We start from the raw sequence: 3,119 nt of genomic DNA on the forward strand, positions 1-3,119 counted from the left end.
GGTGGGGGGCGGACGTGCGGGATACGGGGCTTGCGGGATACGGGGCTTGCGGGATACGGGGCTTGCGGGACACCGCCAGCATCGGCACCGCCGGTGCGCCCTTGCAAGAAAAGTTGCGGATCCGCATCATCGGGCCATGACCAACCCCCACCCCGCCGAAGACGTCCTGGCCGGAGTCGGCGCCCGGCTGCGCACCCTGCGCCGGGCACGCGGCGCCACGCTGGCGGCCCTGGCGGCAGAGACCGGCCTGACCGCGAGCACCCTCTCCCGCCTCGAGAACGGCAGGCTCCGCCCCACCCTTGAGCAGCTCCTGCCCCTGGCGCGGGCGCACGGCGTGCCGCTCGACGACCTCGTCGCCGCGCCCGCCACCGGCGACCCGCGCATCCACCTGCGGCCGATCCGGCGCTCCGGCCTGGTGCTGGTGCCGCTGACCCGGCGCGCCGGAGGCATCCAGGCCTACAAGGTGGTCCACCCGCCCGCGGGCGAGGCGCCCACGACGAAGCCGCAGACCCACGAGGGCTACGAGTGGTTCTACGTCCTCGACGGACGGGTCAGGTTCGTCCTCGGCGCCGAGGAGTTCCTGCTCGGCGCGGGCGAGGCCGCGGAGTTCGACACCCGGGTGCCGCACTGGATCGGCAGCGCCGACAGCCGCCCCGCCGAACTGCTGGCCCTCTTCGGCGCCCAGGGCGAACGCGCCCATCTGGCCCCGCGTCAGAACGGTCCTTGAAGAACGCTCGATGAAGACCCTTCTCAGACACTGACGTCCCCGGCATGCAGCTGCCCGCGCACCAGGGCCGCGTAGCAGCCGTCCGTGGCCAGGAGGTCGTCGTGGCGGCCCGTTTCCACCACCGCGCCGTCGTCGAGTACGACGATGAGGTCGGCGTTGCTGACCGTGCTCAGCCGGTGGGCGATGACGACGCGGGTGCAGGAGAGCTGGGAGAGGACCTCGTCGACGCGTTGTTCGGTCACCGCGTCGAGGTGGCTGGTGGCCTCGTCCAGGACGAGCAGGGCCGGTTCGCGGACGAGCGCGCGGGCCAGCGCGAGACGTTGGCGCTGGCCGCCGGAGAGGCCGCCGCCGCCTTCGGTGAGGACGGTCTCGAATCCCATGGGCATGGCCGTGATCTCGTCGTGCAGTTGCGCGTGCCGCGCCGCCAGGACGATGTCGTCGAGGGTCGCCGTGGCGTGGCCGAAGGCGATGTTCTCGCGTACGGAACAGGCGAAGAGGGCGGGCTCCTGTGTGACGACGCCGCACTGACCGCGCAGCAGCCGGTGGTCGAGACCGGTCAGCGGGCGGCCGTCGAAGCGCACCTCGCCCTCGGTCGGGACGTGCAGGCCGAGGAGCAGCCTGGCCAGGGTGGTCTTGCCCGAGCCGGTGCGGCCCACCAGCGCCACCTTCGCACCGGCCGGTACGCGCAGACTGACTCCGCGCAGCGCCCACGGGCCTTCTCCGCCGTAGCGCAGGCCCACGCCCGACAGCTCCACGGCCCCGGTGAGCCGGCCCGGCGGCAGCGCGCTCTCCCTGTGCTGTTCCACCTCCTCGTCGAGGACGTCCCTGAGGCGGTCGATGCTGACGCCGACGGACTGGAGCTGGCGGGCCGCGCCGAGCAGGGTGGCCATCGGGCTGAGCAGGGAGTAGGTCAGCGCGTTCATCGCCATCATCGTGCCCAGCGACATCCGCCCCGCCATCACTTCGCGGACCCCCACGTACAGCAGGAGCAGGGGTGTGCCGACGCGGAAGGTGCCCAGGGCGGTCTCCAGGAGGGAGTCGAGGCGGCGGCGCCGGAAGGAGGCCTGGAGCTGCTTCTCGAAGAGGGCGGACCAGCGTTCGTAGGCGTGCTCTTCCACGCCCATGGCCTTGACCGTCTCGATGCCGGTCAGCAGCTCGACGGCGCAGCTCTGTGCCTCCGCCTGGGCGCCGACGTCCTGCTGTGCCAGATGGCGCAGGGTGCGGAAGTTGGCCAGCATGATGAGCAGTTGGGTCAGACCGAGACCGAGGGCGAGCCAGCCGTACAGGGGCTGGATGACCAGGAACAGGGTGATGTGGACTAGCACGAAGGCGCCGTCGAGGACGAAGGACACCGTCTGGCCGGTGACGACCTCGCGGATCAGCGCGTTGCTCGACAGACGCATCAGGAGGTCGCCGCTGCCGCGCAGCACGAAGTAGCGGTAGGGCAGGTCGAGCAGGTGGCCGAGGAAGCGCCGCATGAGGGTGCCGTCCATGCGGGTCTCGAAGAAGTCGAGCAGGATTCCCCGGGTGTACGTGGCCGCCCCGTGGGTCAGCAGGAGCAGCAGGCCCCCGATGACCAGCGCGGCCAGGAGGTCGTCCTGGCCGTATCCGAGGACCTCGTCCATCACCACCTTGGTCAGGGCCGTCGGGACCAGGAGCATGAGCTGGAGGAGCAGCGAGGCGAGCAGGACGGCGGTCAGCATGCCGCGCGAGGCCGAGAGCAGGCCGCGTACGAAGCGCAGCGACTCGGCCCGGCGGACCGACTTGCGGGGCGTGAAGTCCGGTCCCGGGGTGAACTCCAGGGCGATGCCGGTGAACCCGGCGGAGAACTCGGTGTACGGGATGACTCTGCGGCCCGACGCCGGGTCGACCACCGTGGCCCGGCGGCCGTCCCAGCTCTCCAGGACCAGGTAGTGGTTGAAGTTCCAGTGGATGAGGGCGGGCACGCGCACCTCGGCGAGCCCTTCGAGGCCGACGCTGAGGGCGCGGACCCGCATCCCCAGGCGCCGCGCGAGTCGGGCCAGTTGCAGGGCGCTCGCCCCGTCCCTGCCGACGTGCAGCAGCTCGCGGCACTCGGCGACACGGGTGTGCCGCCCGTAGGCACTGAGGATCATGGCGAGGCAGGCGGCCCCGCACTCGGCGAGGCCCATCTGGAGCAGCACCGGCACACGGGGGCGCCCCCGCCACCGGCGGCCCGGGGAAGGCCGTCCCATTCCGGTCACCTCTCCCGCATCAGCAGTACGTCGAGCAGCGAGCGCCGGGACGTCTCGATCGCCACCCGGCGCGCGGGGCCGGGCCCGGACGCCGGTGCCGGGTCGGCGCCCGGGTTCCTGGCGAGCCGGACGGCCACCACCGGCAGGGGGACGGACGCGGGCAGACCCGAACGGGCGCG

The 3,119-nt window shown here is 72.4% G+C and carries 2 protein-coding genes; one reads left to right on the forward strand and one right to left on the reverse strand.

Translation table 11 applies throughout. The features are described from left to right. Nucleotides 1–136 precede the first annotated feature (136 nt). Nucleotides 137–727, forward strand: coding sequence for a helix-turn-helix domain-containing protein (locus tag AB8Z36_RS35300; RefSeq protein ID WP_369217475.1), 591 nt, complete (start codon nucleotides 137–139; stop codon nucleotides 725–727). A 23-nt stretch (nucleotides 728–750) separates the two neighbouring features. Here the strand turns inward: AB8Z36_RS35300 and AB8Z36_RS35305 are convergent, their stop codons facing one another. After that, nucleotides 751–2,940, reverse strand: coding sequence for a peptidase domain-containing ABC transporter (locus AB8Z36_RS35305; RefSeq protein WP_369217476.1), 2,190 nt, complete (start codon nucleotides 2,938–2,940; stop codon nucleotides 751–753). Nucleotides 2,941–3,119: the final 179 nt, after the last annotated feature.

The sequence above is a fragment of the Streptomyces flavofungini genome (assembly GCF_041028215.1).
In the GTDB taxonomy this organism is placed as follows: Bacteria; Actinomycetota; Actinomycetes; order Streptomycetales; family Streptomycetaceae; genus Streptomyces; species Streptomyces flavofungini_B.